The following is a 16,307-nucleotide window of genomic DNA, read 5'->3' as shown; positions in this document are numbered from 1 at the left end:
CGGAGTGTCGGTCGGCCCCCGTAGAATTCCCGCGTGGCAGGACGGATCAACGACGAGGACGTGAAGGCGGTACGGGACGCGGTCCCGATCGACGCCGTGGTCTCCGAGTACCTCCAACTGCGCAACGCGGGCGGCGGCAACCTCAAGGGCCTGTGCCCCTTCCACGACGAGAAGTCCCCGTCGTTCCAGGTCAGCCCCAGCAAGGGCCTCTTCCACTGCTTCGGCTGCCAGGAGGGCGGCGACACCATCACGTTCGTGATGAAGGTCGACCACCTCACGTTCTCCGAGTCGGTCGAGCGCCTCGCCGCGCGCGCGGGCATCACGCTGCGGTACGAGGAGGGCGGCTACAACCCCTCCCACCAGCGCGGCGAACGCATCCGCCTGGTCGAGGCCCACAAGATCGCCGCCGAGTGGTACGCCGAACAGCTCGCCACCGGCCCCGAGGCCGACACCGGCCGCATGTTCCTCGCCGAGCGCGGCTTCGACCAGGCCGCCGCCGTCCACTTCGGCGTCGGCTACAGCCCCCAGGGCTGGGACCACCTCACCCGCTTCCTGCGCGGCAAGGGCTTCAGCGACCGCGAACTCACCCTCTCCGGCCTCTCCCAGGAGGGCCGCCGCGGCCCCATCGACCGCTTCCGGGGCCGCCTGATGTGGCCCATCCGCGACATCGGCGGCGACGTCGTCGGCTTCGGCGCGCGCAAGCTGTACGAGGCCGACACCGGCCCCAAGTACCTGAACACGCCGGACACCCCGATCTACAAGAAGTCCCAGGTCCTGTACGGCATCGACCTCGCCAAGCAGGCGATCGCGAAGTCCAGCCGCGCGGTCGTCGTCGAGGGCTACACCGACGTCATGGCCTGCCACCTCGCGGGCGTCCCGACCGCCATCGCGACCTGCGGTACGGCCTTCGGCGGCGAGCACATCAAGATCCTGCGCCGCCTCCTGATGGACAACGGCAGCGCGCGCGTCATCTTCACCTTCGACGGCGACGCGGCGGGCCAGAAGGCCGCCCTGCGCGCCTTCGAGGACGACCAGAAGTTCGCCGCCGAGACGTACATCGCGATCGCCCCCGACGGCATGGACCCCTGCGAACTGCGCCTCGCGAAGGGGGACGAGGCGGTCGCCGACCTCGCCGAACCCCGCACGCCGCTCTTCGAGTTCGCGCTGCGGCAGATCGTCGCCCGCTACGACCTCGACACGCCGGGAGGCCGCGCCGCCGCGCTCGACGAGGCCGCCCCCGTCGTCGCCCGCATCAAGAACAGCGGCGCCCAGCACGAGGTCGCCGTCCAGCTCGCGGGCCTGCTCGGCATCCTCGACACCCAGTTCGTCGTCAAGCGGGTGGCCCAACTCGCCCGCTGGGCCCGGGGCAAGGGCGACGCCCCGGGGCAGGCGGGCCGCTCGCGCCAGCCGTACGAGGAGAGCCCCCGCCCCGCCCTCAAGGGCCCCGCCCTCCAACTGCGCAACCCCGTCTACGCGACCGAGCGCGAGCTCGTCAAACTCGCCCTCCAGCGCCCCGAACTGGTCTCCCCGGCCTTCGACGCGTACGGCGTGGACGAGTTCACCTGCGCCCCCTACGCCGCCGTCCGCCAGGCCATCCTGGACGCGGGCGGCGCCGAGTACGGCACGGAGGACGCGCAGGACTACCTGATGTGCGTGCGCGAGGTCGCCCCCGACGACACGGTCCGCGCGATGGTCACCGAACTCGCCGTCGAACCGATCATGCGCCGCACCGTCGACGACGTGTACGCGGGCGCCCAGCTGGTCACTGTCCGCCGCCGCGCCGTGGAACGCCGCATCCACGACATCCAGTCCCAGCTGACCCGCCTCGCCACAGCCGGCGACCCCGCCCAACTGGCCGCCGTCCAGAACGAGTTGTGGGTCCTCCAGGAGTACGACCGGGCGTTGCAGGCACACGGCGTCATCGCTCTCTGAGCTCTCTGAGTCGAAGGCCGCCGCACCGAAGCCCTGTACGGCCTCCTCGGCGGCTTTCACGACGCCGTCGAACTATCCGGCCACCCAGGGGCCGCGGAGCCCCCAGAGGCGCGGTACGACGCCGAGACCGAGGTCGCCAGCCGAGCGCGTCCAGCCCACGGCACCGACTCGATCGTCACGCGGACCGGCGCGCGCAGGCGCTCCGGACCGGGACGGTCGACGGTGAGGTGTGTTTCGTACAGGGACGCGGGTGCCGGAGGGTTCTCGCAGGTGGGGGCGTACGGGTCACCGGCCGGTCACGTCCCGGACTCAAAAAGTCACCGCACGCCCCTCGTGGCGGTGATGTGTCGTACCCCACACTGGGTGGCGGTGCCTGAGTACTCGGAGCGCGGCCGATCCGTCCCCCACGAAACCCCCACCCAGGCCGACGCTCACCGCGTACGGGACGGACTGCGGCGAGGCCGTCCACTCCGCCCCCGAAGTACCGCTGTCGTACCCCTGGCAGCGATCATCCTGGAGGTCGCCCCCGTGCAGACCCAGACGCTCACCCAGACCGACGTCAGTACCGAAGCGGAGCCCGACGCCGAGGCCGACGTGCTGGCCGCGGTGCCCGCGCAGGGCGCCGCCGCGCACCATCCCGAGGCGGGCCCGCCGACGGAGGAGATTGACGAACCCCCCGAGCGGATCCGCCCCGCCGACACCGGCGGACCCTCCTCCGACCTGTTCCGCCAGTACCTCCGCGAGATCGGCCGCATCCCGCTGCTGACCGCGGTCGAGGAGGTCGAGCTGGCGCGGCGCGTCGAGGCGGGCCTGTTCGCCGAGGAGAAACTCCTCAACACCCCCGACCTGGACAGCCAGTTGGCACTGGACCTGGACCGGCTCGTCGTCATGGGCCGGATGGCCAAGCGCCGCCTCATCGAAGCGAACCTGCGGCTCGTCGTCTCCGTCGCCAAGCGGTACGTCGGCCGCGGCCTGACCATGCTCGACCTCGTCCAGGAGGGCAACCTCGGCCTGATCCGCGCCGTCGAGAAGTTCGACTACGCGCGCGGGTACAAGTTCTCGACGTACGCCACCTGGTGGATCCGCCAGGCGATGTCCCGGGCCCTCGCCGACCAGGCCCGGACCATCCGAGTCCCCGTCCACGTCGTCGAACTCATCAACCGTGTCGTACGCGTTCAGCGCCGCATGCTCCAGGAGCGCGGCTACGAACCGACACCGGAAGAGGTGGCCGCCCAGCTCGACCTCGCCCCCGCGCGCGTCGGCGAGGTCCTGAGGCTCGCCCAGGAACCCGTCTCCCTCCACGCACCCGTGGGCGAGGAGGACGATGTGGCCCTGGGCGACCTCATCGAGGACGGCGACGCCGCGAGCCCCGTCGAGTCCGCCGCGTTCCTGCTGCTCAGGGAGCACCTGGAGGCCGTGCTGTCGACGCTGGGGGAGCGCGAGCGCAAGGTCGTCCAGCTGCGGTACGGGCTCGCCGACGGCCGGCCGCGCACGCTGGAGGAGATCGGCCGGATCTTCGGCGTGACGCGCGAGCGGATCCGGCAGATCGAGTCCAAGACCCTCAACAAACTCAGGGACCACGCGTTCGCGGACCAGTTGAGGGGATACCTGGACTGAGGCGGGGTGCCGTACCTGCCGGACGGCACCCCGACCCCCGTAGGGCTCAGTCGACTTCGGCCACCGCCTCCGCGAACTGCGCCTTGTACAGCCGCGCATAGGCGCCGTCCGACTCCAGCAGCTCGCTGTGCGACCCCTGTTCGACGATCGACCCGTTCTCCATGACGAGGATCGTGTCCGCGTCCCGGATCGTCGACAGCCGGTGCGCGATGACGAACGACGTCCGCCCGTGCGCCAGTTTGGCCATCGCCTTCTGGATCAGCACCTCCGTACGGGTGTCGACGGAGGACGTCGCCTCGTCGAGGACGAGGATCACCGGGTCGGACAGGAACGCGCGCGCGATGGTGATGAGCTGCTTCTCACCGGCGCTGACCCCGCTGCCCTCGTCGTCGATGACGGTGTCGTACCCGTCGGGCAGCGTCCGCACGAACCGGTCCGCGTGGGCCGCGCGCGCCGCCTCCTCGATCTCCCCGCGCGTGACGTCGCGCGAGGCGCCGTACGCGATGTTCTCGGCGATCGTCCCGCCGAACAGCCACGTGTCCTGGAGGACCATCCCGATCCCGGCGCGCAGGTCGTCGCGGGACATGCGGGCGACGTCGACGCCGTCGAGCGTGATGCGCCCGGCGGAGACGTCGTAGAACCGCATGAGGAGGTTGACCAGGGTCGTCTTGCCCGCGCCGGTGGGGCCGACGATGGCGACCGTGTGGCCGGGTTCGACGGTCAGCGACAGGTCCTCGATGAGCGGCTTGTCGGGGTCGTACCGGAAGGACACGCCCTCCAGCGCGACGTGCCCGCGCAGTTCGGCGGGGCGCTCGGCGTCCTTCGCGTCCGCCTCCTGCTCGTCCGCGTCGAGGAGCTCGAAGATCCGCTCGGCCGACGCCACCCCGGACTGCACCAGGTTGGCCATCGACGCGACCTGCGTGAGCGGCATCGAGAACTGGCGCGAGTACTGGATGAACGCCTGCACGTCCCCGATGGACAGCGACCCGGAGGCCACCCGCAGCCCGCCGACGACCGCCACCAGCACATAGTTGATGTTGGACACGAACAGCATCAGCGGCTGCATGATCCCGCTGTTGAACTGCGCCTTGAACCCCGCCTCGTACAGCGCGTCGTTCTGCTCGGCGAACTGCTGCGCGGACTCCCGCTGCCGCCCGAAGACCTTGACCAGCGTGTGACCGGTGTACATCTCCTCGATGTGCGCGTTGAGCTTGCCCGTGGTCCGCCACTGCTGCACGAAGTGCGGCTGGGACCGCTTGCCGATGCGCGTCGCGACGAGCGCCGACAGCGGCACCGTCACCAGCGCGACCAGCGCGAGCAGCCACGACACCCAGAACATCATCGCGAGCACGCCGATGATGGTCAGCAGGGAGTTGATCAGCTGTCCCATGGACTGCTGGAGCGTCTGCCCGATGTTGTCGATGTCGTTCGTCGCCCGCGACAGCACCTCCCCGCGCTGCCGCTTGTCGAAGTACGACAGGGGGAGCCGCGACAGCTTCGTCTGCACGTCCTCCCGCATCCGGAACACCGTCCGGTTGACGGCCTTGTTGACGAGCCGCGTCGCGACCGCCATCAGCAGACCGGCGATCACGAACACGCCGACGGCGATCCCGAGGACCTCCCCCACGGCCCCGAAGTCGATGCCCTTGCCGGGCGTGAAGTCCGTCGACCTGAGCATGTCCGCGACGGACGACTGCCCGTTGTCCCGCATCCCCTGGAGGACCTGTTCCTTGGACTCCCCGGCCGGCATCTGCCGCCCGACGATCCCCGAGAACACCAGGTCGGTCGCCCTGCCGAGGATCTTCGGACCGACGACGTTCAGCCCCACGCTGATCACGACGCACACCAGCAGCGCGTAGACCGTGAGGCGCTCCGGCTTGAAGTACCCGACCAGGCGCTTGCCGGACACCTTGAAGTCCAGCGACCGGCTGTCGGGTCCCGTACCGGCCATCATGCGTGCCGCAGGCCCGGCCATCAGGCAGCCTCCGCTTCCGTGAGCTGGGAGAGCACGATCTCCCGGTAGGTCTCGTTGCCGTCCATCAGCTCGTGATGGGTCCCCGTCCCGACGACCCGGCCCTCGTCCAGGACGACGATCCGGTCGGCGTCACGGATGGTCGACACCCGCTGCGCGACGATCACCACGGTCGCCGCCGCCGTCTCGCGCGCGAGCGCCGCTCTGAGCGCGGCGTCCGTCGCGTAGTCGAGCGCGGAGAACGAGTCGTCGAACAGGTAGATCTCCGGCCGCTGCACCAGCGTGCGCGCGATGGACAGCCGCTGCCGCTGGCCGCCCGACACGTTCGTCCCGCCCTGTGCGATCGGCGCGTTCAGCCCGCCTTCGAGCCGCTCCACGAACTCCTTGGCCTGCGCCACCTCCAGCGCGTGCCACAGCTCCTCGTCCGTCGCGTCCGGATTGCCGTACCGCAGGTTCGTCGCGACCGTCCCCGCGAACAGGTACGGCTTCTGCGGCACCAGGCTCACCGTCTTCGCGAGCAGCTCCGGCTCGATCTCGGCGACCGGCACGCCGTCCACCAGGACCTCGCCGTCCGTCGCGTCGAACAACCGGGGCACGAGCCCCAGGAGCGTGGACTTGCCGCTGCCCGTCGAGCCGATCACGGCCGTCGTCTCGCCGGGCAGCGCCACCAGATCCACCGCCTTCAGCACCGGCTCCTCGGCGCCCGGGTAGCGGAAACCCGCGCCCCGCAGCTCCAGATGCCCGTGCCGCCGCAGCTCCCGCACGGGCGCGAGCGGCGGAACCACGCTCGACGACGTCTCCAGCACCTCCTGGATCCGCTCGGCGCACACCTCCGCGCGCGGGATCATCATGAACATGAACGTGGCCATCATCACGGACATCACGATCTGCATCAGATACGCGAGGAACGCCGTCAGATCACCGATCTGCATCCCGCCGCTGTCGATGCGATGGGCCCCGAACCAGACCACCGCGATCGACGACAGGTTCACCACCGTCATGACGATCGGGAACATCAACGCCAGCAGGTTCCCCGCTTTGAGCGATACGTCGGTGAGGTCCGCGTTGGCCTTGCGGAACCGCTCCTCCTCGTAGGCGTCCCGCACGAACGCGCGGATCACCCGGTTGCCGGTGATCTGCTCCCGCAGCACCCGGTTGACGGTGTCGAGACGCACCTGCATCGACCGGAACAACGGCCGCAGCTTCAGCACGATCAGCGTCACGCAGATCCCGAGCAACGGGACGACGGCCACCAGCACCGCCGACAGCGGCACGTCCAGACCGAGCGCCAGCACGATGCCGCCGACGCACATGATCGGCGCGGACACCATCAGGGTGAACGTCATCAGCACCAGCGTCTGGACCTGCTGCGCGTCGTTCGTCGTCCGCGTGATCAGCGAGGGGGCACCGAACTGGCCCACCTCGCGCGCGGAGAACGACTGCACCCGGTCGAACACCGCCGCGCGCAGGTCCCTGCCGAGCGCCGACGCCGTCCGCGCGCCGTAGTACACGGCGCCGATGTTCGTCACGACCTGCGCCAGCGAGATGCCGATCATCACGGCGCCGTAGGACAGGATGTAGCCGGTGTCGCCGTTGACGACGCCGTGGTCGATGATGTCGGCGTTCAGCGTGGGCAGGTAGAGGGTCGCGCTGGTCTGGAGCAGTTGCAGCAGCACCAGCAGACCGATGGGTTTTCGGTAGGGCCTGAGATAGGTCCGCAGAAGTCGTATGAGCACGCTACGTCTCTCGGCAGAGGGTGGACGGTGGGTTCCGGCCAGGGGCCTTCTGGTTGCCCCTGGCCCCTATCGTCGGACACTCCACCCGCGTTACCTCAACCGATTAACCCATCAGGTGGCCCTCTTGAGCTGACAGCGCAACCGGGAACTCGGGGACGGGCCGGTGCGTTGGAACTTACGGGAACGCGCTTTTGAGGCGCGCCCCGCCTCAGCGGAGCGTCAGTGCAGGGCCCCGGGATGGATCTGCTCCCGCACCGACACGAACTGCTGGCGCACGGCCTGGCCCACCGCGAGATCCTCGCCCGGGTCGAGCACCTGCGCCGCCGCTCCCTGCCAGGCCGGAGGCGTCCGCGGGTCCAGCGTCCCCTGCGACACCCCGAGCGCCCACGCCGCCTGCCGCGCCGCCCCGATCGCCGCGTAGTCCGCCGGCTGCGGTACGACCACCTGGGCCCCGAACAGCGAAGGAGCCGCCGCTTGCACAGCGGGAAGCTCGGCCGCCGCGCCGAGCAGGAAGATCCGCCGTACGTCGACCCCGCGCCCGCGCAGCACGTCCAGCGCGTCCGCGAGCCCGCACAGCATCCCCTCGAACGCCGCGCGCGCCAGGTGCTCCGGCTTCATCGACTCCCGGCGCAGACCCGTGATCGTCCCCGCCGTGTGCGGCAGGTTCGGCGTCCGCTCGCCCTCCAGGTACGGCAGCATCACCAGCCCGTGCGACCCCGGCGTCGACTGCGTCGCCAGCTCCGAGAGCGCCTCCAGGTCCTTCACCCCGAGCAGTTCGGCGGTCCCGCGCAGGGTGCGTACGGCGTTGAGGGTGGTGACGACGGGCAGGTGCATGCCGGTGGCGTCCGCCAGCGACGTGATCATCCCGGAGCTGTCCACCAGCGCCTCCGGGTGCACGGCCATCACCGAGCCCGAGGCGCCCAGCGACACGACCGCGTCCCCGAGCCCCAGGCCCAGACCGAAGGCCGCGGCCATCGTCTCGCCGGTCCCCGCCGAGATCAACAGCCCCTCCGGCGTCGTACCCGCCGCCTCCGACGGCCCGATGACGTCCGGGAGCATCACCTGGTGACCGAGCGCCAGCTCCACCAGATCGGGACGGTAACCGCCGGACGCGGCCGACCAGTACCCCGTACCGGACGCCCCGCCCCGGTCCGTCGTACGGCGCGCCGGGCGGCCGAGGAGCTGCCAGACCAGCCAGTCGTGCGCCTGGAGGAGGACGGCCGTGCGCGCGGCGGCCTCCGGGTCGCTCTTCGCGAGCCAGCGCAGCTTCGTCACCGGGTGCGCGGACTGGGGGACCGCGCCGACGGCCTGCGCCCACGCGCCGCGCCCGCCCAGCGCGTCCACCAGGTCCGCCGCCGCGACCTGGGCGCGCTTGTCGCTGCCCGTCATCGCCGGGCGGACCGTGTTGCCCTGCGCGTCCAGGGGGATCACCGCGTTCTGCTGCGCGCTCACGCCGATCGCCTGCACGCCCTCCAGGAGACCGCCGCCGGCCGCCTCGCCGAGGGACAGCAGCCAGGACTGCGGGTCGACGTCGCTCGGCCGGGCGCCGCCCTCCGCGGTGTCGAGCGGGTGCGGGGCGTAGCCCTGCCTGAGCACGGCGCCCGTGTCCGTGTCACAGACGACGATGCGAGTGAAATCGGGCGCACTGTCCAGCCCGGCGACTATCCCCATGGGTCAAATTCTGCCGTAGCGCTGCGCCGGTTCGGGCCGGTGAGGTGTGTGGGGAGTGCGGTGGGTTCTCGGGTGCGGGTGCGTTGTGGCTGGTCGCACCCGGTACTCAGGTATTACTGGTTCCCCAGTCGTCGTCCTCCGTCGCCGCGCCGCGCTCACGCAGCGTACGGACCCGGTTCGCCACCGAGTCCGGGAAGCGGGAGGCGGCCTTCTCGTACGCCTTCCCCGCGAACTGGCGGCCCTGCTGGGCGGCTGATTCGGCGGTGTTGCGGACCGCCGGGTTCTGCGCGACGGCGCGGGCGGATTTCTTCAGCTGCTCGTAGCGTTCACGTCCGGCACGGGTGCCGAGGACGTAACCCACGGCGAGTCCGGCGGCGAACGTCAGCCGGTAGCGCATGACGGCGGCCCTTCCCTGGTGTCGGCGGGGATACCGATTGGCGAAGCACCCCCCTGCTTGCGCTAATGTATGTGTCGCAGCGAGAGGACGCCCCCTGGCAAGTACCCAGGTGGCGACGATCGATGCAACGAGGCATTCCCCTGTAGCTCAATTGGCAGAGCAGCCGGCTGTTAACCGGCAGGTTACTGGTTCGAGTCCAGTCGGGGGAGCTCGGTCCCCTGTAGCTCAATTGGCAGAGCAGCCGGCTGTTAACCGGCAGGTTACTGGTTCGAGTCCAGTCGGGGGAGCATGCTGAACGAGGACCCCGTTGGGGTCCTTTTTCATGTCCGGTGGAACCATGCGCGACCTGGTGCGGTCCTCCCGGATACGAAGGCGAGGTCAGCAGGCATGCGGAAGCCGACCATCCGAAGCGGGAGATCGTATGACCGGCTATGCTGCGGCAGACGGCGCGCACACATGTACGCGACACGCCGCTATGGGGCGGTAGCTCAGCCGGTTAGAGCAGCGGACTCATAATCCGTCGGCCGTGGGTTCGAGTCCCACCCGCCCCACCTGCGCAGGTCTTTGACCTGCGGAAACGTTCTTTTTTGGGTGTCGGATCGTCAACTTTACCTGAACGGACTGAATCCGCTGCTCGTGAGTTTGACACCGGGTTCGTCTGCTTCGGCTGATGCCCTTCTGGCCTGCATGGACGCGTGCGGATGTGTTGCCGCTGAGACGTGTTTACTCGGCTCCGTTGTGACAGGGGCATGTGTTGAGGCCATCCTGAGGCCGGAGGCGCAGGGGAGTGCCTCGGAGGCGTTGTTCGACGAGGCGGCTGCGTGTGGCCTTCTCGCCGGAGGCTGCGAGGGTGTCGATGAGGCGGGAGACCGTAGGGTCGGAGGCCGCCGGCCCGAACACGGCCAGCTCGGCCCGCAGCGTGGCGACATCCGCGAGACAGTCCCCGGCCAGCGCGACCGCCGGCGCCACGCCCAGCAGGATCTTGCCCGGATCGTGCACCGCCCGGGCCTTCCGCCACGGCGTCCGCTCCGCTGATATCGCGGTATCCAAGCCGGCCTTGCGGACGGTCTCGACCAGCAGCGCGCCCCGGCCTGCGAGACCACCGCCCGGCCGCCGCCCTCTGTGCGGACACACGGGTACGACCCGATACGCCTCTTCACCTGGAGAGTGTTCTTTCCGTGCAGCCAACAGGACCCTAGGCAAGTCCCATCGTTGCAGCTCAGGAGTACTCTCTACTTATTTGATCAAGCCTCGGACACCTCACCCCGTGGAAGCGCGAGGTTATCCGAGCGGAAGCAGGACCAGCCGACTCCTTCTCCCACGCGGTCACCCCGAGTGCGATGTGCAACCGCAGCTCTCACCCTCAGATCCTTGAAGGCCGTTGCTATCGTGGGGTTGGGTAGTCCGGCTTCGAGAGGGATTCGCTGATGGAGCCATCCCATACCCGGGTCCTGGTCGAGGCGGCCTACGCAGCCGGAGCCGGTGACCGGCGCGAGGCCGCGATGACGGTGCTGAGCCTGCTTGAGCCGGTGACCCATCACGACGCCGGCGCCCTCATGCTCTGGGACCCGACGGCCCGTGCGCACCGCGCACTCGCTGTGGTCACCTACGGTGATGAAACGGTTGCCGCACTGGGTGACCGCTATGCGGCAAGTGCCGAGAACCGGCTGGTCCGGGAGCGGCGCCTGCCGATGCGGATCGACGACGTGCCGGGCGACTACCGACGGTCCCCGATGTACCGAGAGGTGCTCGGACCTGCCGGCTTCGCAGACGGCATGACCACCTGCCTCTTCTCGGACAGCGGTGTGTACACGGGCATGCTGCACTTCTCCGCGGCGGGGCGCGGCGCGTTCCGTGATGACGCGGCCGAACTCCTCAAGGCCCTGGTACCCGCGCTGGCGCGGATGTGCGATGTGGCCCGGCGGCAGACCACCGGATGCGCCATACCGCCGGGAGCGAACGCCACCCTGATCGACTACATCGGCCGTGCCTGGGCCGTCGAGTCGCGTGCCCCGGCGCTCGCGCCCACGCAGCCCGAGTTCACCGGCTTTCTGCGTCGCTTCATGGCCTCGGCGCAGGTTGCCGCGACCGGGCTGCAGGCGTCGAGCGAAGGGTGGCTCGCGCTGCAGGTCCTGAAGGTGGCCGATCCGCTGGGACGGCCGGAACCGGCCGCACTGGTGCAGGAGCTTCCGACGGCCGGCCTGCCCTATTCACTCTCGCCGCGCGAGTACGACATTCTGAACGGGATGGCGGCGGGGTTCTCGAACCAGCAGCTGGCATCGCAGCGAGACGTCTCCCTGCGCACGGTGACCACGCACGTGGAGCGGATCCTCCACAAGATGGAGCAGCCGTCGCGAGCCGGCGCGGTGGCGTCGGCGCTGCGCGACGGGATTCTCAGCTTGAACCGCTGACCGCCGCTGTCGGTAGGAATGCGTATTGAGGCGCAAGGTGGCCGAGCGCCATATTCGAGGTGAAGACAAGCCCGCGCTGTAGGCGGTCCTCACCCGCCGAGCCGGCTGTTGCCGACCCCCGCGTTCTCCCCCGCTGTCGTCGCCCACCGCGCCGACAGCCGACCGGGGCTCGTTCATCCCTCAGGAGGCCCGGCCATGAACGGTTCAGAAGCTCCGAAAGCAGTGTCCGAAAGACCCGGCGTCACGGACGGCGACCGCGACCGGCTGCACGAGCTCGGTTATGAGCAGGAGCTCGCCCGTACGCTCAGCCTGGCCGACGTCGTCATCTACGGCCTGATCTACATGGTGCCGCTCGCCCCCGTCGCGGTGTTCGGCATCGTCTACAACATGGCCGCCGGCGCCGTCGCCGCGGTGTACGTGGTGGCCGCCATCGCGATGCTGTTCAGTGCCATCAGCTACAAGGAGATGGCAGTCCGGTTCCCGGTCGCCGGCTCCGTGTACAGCTACGTACGGATGGGCAGCAACCGCTTCCTCGGGTTCGTCTCCGGGTGGGCCATCCTGCTCGACTACCTGCTGCTGCCCGCGCTGCTGTGCGTCTTCGCGGCCAGCGCGATGACCGGAGTGGTCTCCTGGGTGCCCGCCTGGATCTGGGTGGTGATCTTCGTCGCCGCGACCGCCCTGATCAACATCATGGGCATCAGCGTCACCGCGACGATGAACAAGATCTTCCTCTACATCCAGCTGGTCGTGCTGGCCGTGTTCCTGGTCTGGGCGGCCGTGCTCCTCCTCCAGGGCCGGGCCCATCTGTCGCTCAGCCCGTTCGTCCCCGCCGACGGCGGCTCCTGGTCCCTGGTCCTCGGTGCAGTTCCGGTCGCCGCGCTGAGTTTCATCGGGTTCGACGCGATCTCGACACTGAACGAGGAGGCCGAGGGCGGGGGCAGGACCGTCTCCAAGGCCACCATGATCGTCCTCTACCAGGTGACCGCGCTGTTCGTTGTGCAGGTCTTCGTGGCGGGCATCCTGGTCCCGAGCGGGACGGAATTCGCCGACGGTGACCCGGTCAACAACGCCTTCTACAACGTGGTGGGCACGGCCATGGCGGGCTGGTTCAAGACGGTTCTCCTGCTGACCGCTGCTCTGATCGCGATCTTCGCCAACACCATCGCCTCCAACGCGACCTCCGCCCGCCTGGTCTTCAGCATGGCCCGCGACGGGCAGCTGCCGAAGTTCCTGTCGCGGGTCAGCGACAGACACCAGGTCCCCCTCAACGCGATGATCTTCATCGCAGTCCTGTCGGTGGGGGTCGGCATCCTCGGCGTGGAGCGGTCGGGACTGCTGACCACCTTGGTGACCTTCGGCGCGATCACCGCGTACGTCCTTCTCCACGTCAGCGTCTTCACCCACTTCGTCGTCCGAGGCGGCAGCCGCCGCTTCTTTGTCCACTGGGTCTCCCCGATCCTCGGCGGCGCACTCCTCCTGGTCGCGTTGTGGAACGCGGACTCCAACGCCAAGATCGTCGGCTCGTGCTGGCTCGTCATCGGCCTCGGCGTGGCGGCGTTCTTCAAGCTCACCGGCCGTTCGCTCGCCAGCTCCGACGCCTGACCGTGCTCCCGCACACCGCCGCAGCACTCGGCATCGGCCCGAGACACCGTCGCCTGAGGCGCAGTCCCCAGCCGCCGCCCGGCGCTCGCGAGCCACTTCAACATGAGAGAGGCACCCTCCCGTGAGCCCATCGTCCTTGCCCCGCCGCACCGCAACGGTGTCCCAGCAGCAAGAGGTGCACTGATGCGCACCAGTGCAGACCGCTCATCCGAGCTGCTCGAAGTGTTCCGTCTGCGCAGCGAAGAACGCCTGCGCAAGGAGTGCACCGACGAGGTCGTCGCTGCCCATGACGCGGCTCCGCTGGGACTGCACGACGACCGCACTCAACGCGTGCTGCGGGCGCTGCGCAGCCTGCCCGTCTCGGGCAAGCACATCATCTTCTCCGAAGGACCCGACGGCCCCTGGCGCGTGGCGCAGATCGCCCTGGGCATGCCGGGCAACCTGCTCCTGACCGAGCAGTCCTTCGAGGACTACGAAGACGCCATCCGGTACATCTTCACGGCGCGCCGTGCGCAACTGCTGCAGAACTAGTAAGAAACGAGGAGCTCATGGCACTCTCGAGCGGCCGCACGACGACCCAGAACGTCTTCGGCTACACCGATCGCTTCTCCGCCCGTCCCGGCGAGCAACTGTCGTTCCACATCAGCTGTGAAGGCCCACCGGCCTACGATGCCGCCCTGGTGCGCCTGCGACACGGCTACAACGGGCAGGCGGGGCCGGGTTTCCTGGAGGCCGAGGTCCCCTCCGCCATCGACGGGACGTACCCGGGGCAGTACCACACCTGCCAGCCTGGCTCGTACGTCGAAGTCCCCGACCCAAAGGGCCTGCTGGCGAACCCCGACGCGCTGGTCATCCGCGCCGCCGTCTTCCCGACGCTCCCGCGCGACAACCGCTCGGGGAGCCTGGGTGCCTATCGGGTCAGCCAGAGCTCCGTCGGCTTCACCGGCGAGCGCCAGGCGGTCATGGGCACCTGGGACGAGGCGACCATGACCGGCTGGGCCCTGCTGCTCGATGACGGCAAGCCGTCCGTCGTATGGAGCGAGGGCGGTCAGCGGCGGACCCTCACCCTGGAACAGGAGCTGACGGCCCACCAGTGGTACCGGCTCGAAGCCGAACTGCCACGGTCGGCGGGGCAGATCACCCTGCGGCAGACCCCGCTGGACCACTGCGCGGACCGGGTGGCACCGGCCGCCGCAGCCGCCGTACCCGAGCAGGCGAGCGCAACCGCCTCGGCGGTCTGGACGGCTTCCTCGATGCCATTCCGAATCGGCGCGCTGGCTCGCAGAACCGATGACCGGCTGCTCGCGGCAAGCGCGTTCAACGGGAAGATCGGTGGAATCCGTATCGAACGGGCCATCGACGACGTCTCCACGGCGCGCGAGCCGGTGGCTGCCTGGCACTTCGGCCGCAGTCGGCGCCCGGACGGGCTGCTGCTGTGGGATGTGGTCGACGAGGGGCCTCACATGCTGCACGGCCGCTGCGTCAACGCGCCCGTCCGGGGCGTCACCGGGCCCGAGTTCCAAGGTGTCGTGGAGGACTTCCGGCTTGCACCCGAGGAGTTCGACGCCATCCACTTCCACGACGACGACATCGCTGATGCTCAGTGGCCTGCGGCGTTCACCTTCGAGGTGCCCGAGGACCTGCCCAGCGGCGTCTACGCGGTGCGGCTGCGGGCCGAGGGCATCGAGCAGCACGTGCCCTTCCTCGTCGGGCCGGGCAGTCGGCGCAAGGACGTCGCCGTCCTGTTCCCCACGGCGACCTACCTGGCGTATGCCAACGACCGGATCGCGTTCGAGGCGGACGGCATGGAGATGCTCCTCGGGCACACGCCCATCGTCCACAAGGAAGACCTGGTCCTGCAGGACCACCCCGAGTTCGGCCGCTCCTTGTACGAAATCCACAACGACGGGTCCGGCGTGGTGTTCGGGAGCGTCCGCCGCCCGCTGATCAGCCTGCAGCCGCGTTACCGCGCCTCGTTCATGAGCGAAGGCCCCTGGGGTCTGCCCGCCGACCTGTCCCTCGTGCACTGGCTGGAGACCGCCGAGTGCGAGTTCGACGCCCTCACCGACGAGGACCTCGATCGGGAAGGCCATGACCTGCTGCGCGACTACCGTGTCGTGATCACCGGAAGCCACCCCGAATACGTCACGCGGCGCGAGCTCGATGCCCTTGAGGAGTTCACCGCGAACGGCGGCCGGTTGATGTACCTGGGCGGCAACGGGTTCTTCGCGACCGTCTCCTACGACCCCGACGCCCCGCACCTGATGGAGCTGCGCCGGGCCGACGGCGGCACCCGCCCCCACCAATCCCCCTTCGCCGAACGCCGCCACACCACCTCGGGCGAGGCCAGCGGCCTGTGGCGCAACAAGGGCAAGGCCCCGCAGCGTCTGGTGGGAGTCGGCATGGCGGCCCAGGGCTTCGACCGCTGCACCTACTACGAGCGCCTCGCGGACAGCCGGGATCCGCGGGCGGCCTTCATCTTCGAAGGCGTCGGCGAGAACGAGCTCCTGGGCGACTTCGGCATCATCGGCGGCGGCGCGGCCGGTGCCGAGATCGACTGCTGGAACCCGGCGCTCGGCTCGCCGCCCGGAACCCTGGTCCTGGCCACCTCCGGACCGTTCTCCGACAACTACCTGCTGGTGACCGAGGAGATCTTCGAAATGCTCCCGGGGATGGGCGGAACCGAGCAGCCGGCGGTCCGCGCGGACATGGTCTACTGCGCGCTGGAGGGCGGCGGCGGATTCTTCTCGGTCGGCTCCATCGCCTGGACCGGATCGCTGTCCCACCACGGATACGACAACAACATCGCGAAGATCACCGGCAACGTGCTGCGGCGCTTCCGCGACGAGAAGCCGCTGGACTAGGCCACCCCCTGTTGCCCAAGGCGAGCAGCTCTGCCGGCGGAGCAGCTCGCCTTACGCCATCCGGCTGCGCAGACCGGCACTTGGCCCAGGGGCGTAGTCCCCGCT

At 69.5% G+C, this 16,307-nt stretch carries 9 protein-coding genes, 3 tRNA genes and 2 pseudogenes; 9 read left to right on the top strand and 5 right to left on the bottom strand.

The genetic code is table 11. The features are described from left to right. Positions 1-33: 33 nt before the first annotated feature. Both dnaG and ACQCO7_RS13475 read left to right on the top strand, forming a co-directional pair. Positions 34-1,932 carry a DNA primase gene (gene dnaG, locus ACQCO7_RS13480; RefSeq protein ID WP_464072054.1) on the top strand — a complete coding sequence of 633 codons (1,899 nt, stop codon included), beginning with the start codon at positions 34-36 and terminating at the stop codon, positions 1,930-1,932. A gap of 369 nt (positions 1,933-2,301) precedes the next feature. Beyond that, positions 2,302-3,549, top strand: a pseudogene (locus ACQCO7_RS13475) (RNA polymerase sigma factor). A 46-nt stretch (positions 3,550-3,595) separates the two neighbouring features. On the opposite strand, the gene ACQCO7_RS13470 reads toward ACQCO7_RS13475, so the two are convergent. The 4 genes from ACQCO7_RS13470 to ACQCO7_RS13455 form a co-directional block, all read right to left on the bottom strand. Then, positions 3,596-5,524 (bottom strand): ABC transporter ATP-binding protein, encoded by a 1,929-nt coding sequence (locus ACQCO7_RS13470; RefSeq protein ID WP_464072053.1) that lies wholly within the window; start codon positions 5,522-5,524, stop codon positions 3,596-3,598. Next, positions 5,524-7,257, bottom strand: a complete 1,734-nt coding sequence (locus tag ACQCO7_RS13465; RefSeq protein WP_464072052.1) for an ABC transporter ATP-binding protein — start codon at positions 7,255-7,257, stop codon at positions 5,524-5,526. Before ACQCO7_RS13465 ends, ACQCO7_RS13470 begins: the two co-directional genes overlap by 1 nt. A gap of 219 nt (positions 7,258-7,476) precedes the next feature. Next, entirely contained in the window at positions 7,477-8,928 is a 1,452-nt protein-coding gene (locus ACQCO7_RS13460) for an FGGY family carbohydrate kinase (RefSeq protein WP_050373527.1), read from the bottom strand. 106 nt (positions 8,929-9,034) lie between these two features. Next, the gene (locus ACQCO7_RS13455) at positions 9,035-9,325 is read right to left on the bottom strand and encodes a hypothetical protein (RefSeq protein ID WP_010354784.1); all 291 of its coding nucleotides are present in this window, start codon (positions 9,323-9,325) and stop codon (positions 9,035-9,037) included. Positions 9,326-9,461: 136 nt separating this feature from the next. On the opposite strand from ACQCO7_RS13455, the gene ACQCO7_RS13450 reads away from it, so the two are divergent. From ACQCO7_RS13450 to ACQCO7_RS13440, 3 genes are all read left to right on the top strand, one after another. Continuing rightward, positions 9,462-9,534 (top strand) — tRNA-Asn (locus tag ACQCO7_RS13450). 5 nt (positions 9,535-9,539) lie between these two features. Continuing rightward, a tRNA-Asn gene (locus tag ACQCO7_RS13445) sits at positions 9,540-9,612 on the top strand. A gap of 190 nt (positions 9,613-9,802) precedes the next feature. After that, positions 9,803-9,876, top strand: a tRNA-Ile gene (locus tag ACQCO7_RS13440). Positions 9,877-10,141: 265 nt separating this feature from the next. On the opposite strand, the pseudogene ACQCO7_RS13435 reads toward ACQCO7_RS13440, so the two are convergent. Beyond that, positions 10,142-10,485: pseudogene (locus ACQCO7_RS13435) on the bottom strand (transposase); the annotation flags it as partial. A gap of 267 nt (positions 10,486-10,752) precedes the next feature. Here ACQCO7_RS13435 and ACQCO7_RS13430 point away from each other — a divergent pair. The 4 genes from ACQCO7_RS13430 to ACQCO7_RS13415 all read left to right on the top strand — a co-directional run bounded on the left by ACQCO7_RS13430 (position 10,753) and on the right by ACQCO7_RS13415 (position 16,202). Further along, positions 10,753-11,736 carry a LuxR C-terminal-related transcriptional regulator gene (locus ACQCO7_RS13430; protein ID WP_464072051.1) on the top strand — a complete coding sequence of 328 codons (984 nt, stop codon included), beginning with the start codon at positions 10,753-10,755 and terminating at the stop codon, positions 11,734-11,736. Positions 11,737-11,958: 222 nt separating this feature from the next. Beyond that, a complete protein-coding gene (locus ACQCO7_RS13425) occupies positions 11,959-13,338 on the top strand; it encodes an APC family permease (protein ID WP_464072050.1) in 1,380 nt (459 codons plus the stop codon). A gap of 183 nt (positions 13,339-13,521) precedes the next feature. Next, positions 13,522-13,869, top strand: coding sequence for a hypothetical protein (locus tag ACQCO7_RS13420; RefSeq protein WP_464072049.1), 348 nt, complete (start codon positions 13,522-13,524; stop codon positions 13,867-13,869). A 17-nt stretch (positions 13,870-13,886) separates the two neighbouring features. After that, on the top strand, positions 13,887-16,202 hold the full coding sequence (locus ACQCO7_RS13415) for a N,N-dimethylformamidase beta subunit family domain-containing protein (RefSeq protein WP_464072048.1): 2,316 nt from the start codon (positions 13,887-13,889) through the stop codon (positions 16,200-16,202). The last annotated feature ends 105 nt before the right edge of the window (positions 16,203-16,307 follow it).

It is taken from the genome of Streptomyces saintjeani (genome assembly GCF_055409605.1).
The sequence above is the reverse complement of the archived record's forward strand: the minus strand, read 5'-3'. Positions and strand labels throughout refer to the sequence as shown.